Below are 1112 nucleotides of genomic sequence, written 5' to 3'. Positions count from 1 at the left end.
TATGGCACTGGTTACGCTCTCTTTTTGTCTTTTTTTGCTATATGGTTTTACTTACGTCTTCAAGAAAAAAATAGTCTACCAAGAAACTTAAATTGAGCAAGTTAAAACTTAAAAAATGAAACTTTTTTGGTCAAGTCCAAATTATTGTGTAAATTCCCCTTTGATAGACAACATGGACCTGATGACTTGACGTATGGTAGGTAAGACCGGAAAGTCTCCCTGCCGGTCGCCTTCCCGGACAAATGATCATGTTGTCAAGGAACAGGCGTGTCAAGGAGCTTTCGCGGCATATCCTCGCTTCGCTCCGGTATTCCACGTTCTCCTTGACACGGCGTAGAGGTTATCCCACTCTCTTGATCGCCGGAGCCTCCTGATTCACCGATCGGACTCCTTGCTCTTTCGTTTTCCGCCACTGCCAATATTCAGTCAATCCCTTGTATTTGCGCCCTGACATCCATTTTTCATCGATTTCGATCAACACGGCACCAACGAGACGATACACCGATTCCCGGTTCGGAAAGATGCGGATGACCCGTTCTCTGCGGCGAATTTCTTCGTTCAGCCGTTCCACTCCGTTGGTCGTGCGCAGGCGCCGCCGGTAACGGTCCGGATAGTCCAATACGGCGGTGGCGTCTTCGAATCCCTCTTCGAGGATTTGCATGGCTTTTGGGGCTTTTTCTTCCCATTTGGCCAGCACTTGTTCCAATAACAGCCGGGCCGTTTGCTTATTTGGAGCATGAAGAATCCCACGAATCTCCTCGAGCAAGGCATCCTGCATATACTTTGGTGCGGCATCGAGGATATTACGAATAAAATGTGTCTGGCATCGTTGCCATGTAGCGCCTTGGAAATGCTTTTCAATGGCATGCACCAGCCCACCGTGCTGATCCGAGATGATCAAGTCCACTCCCCGGAGTCCCCGGTCTTTCAGCCATCCGAAGAACTCGCTCCAGCTGGACTCCGATTCACTGTTTCCGATTTGCAGGCCAAGAATTTCTCGATATCCTTCCTCATTCACTCCTGTAGCGATCAACACGGCTCTGGAGCGTACTCGTCCATCCTCCCGGACTTTCGTATAAATAGCATCTACTAGCACAAACGGATACACGTGT

1 protein-coding gene is annotated in these 1112 nt (G+C 49.1%); it reads right to left on the bottom strand.

The window, feature by feature from the left end:
• Nucleotides 1–340 precede the first annotated feature (340 nt).
• A partial coding sequence (locus IEW48_RS16695) for an IS256 family transposase (RefSeq protein WP_188624712.1) occupies nucleotides 341–1112 on the bottom strand: 772 nt, incomplete at its 5' end.

Source organism: Caldalkalibacillus thermarum (assembly GCF_014644735.1).
GTDB lineage: Bacteria > Bacillota > Bacilli > Caldalkalibacillales > Caldalkalibacillaceae > Caldalkalibacillus > Caldalkalibacillus thermarum.
This window is presented reverse-complemented; position numbering and strand designations above follow the sequence as displayed.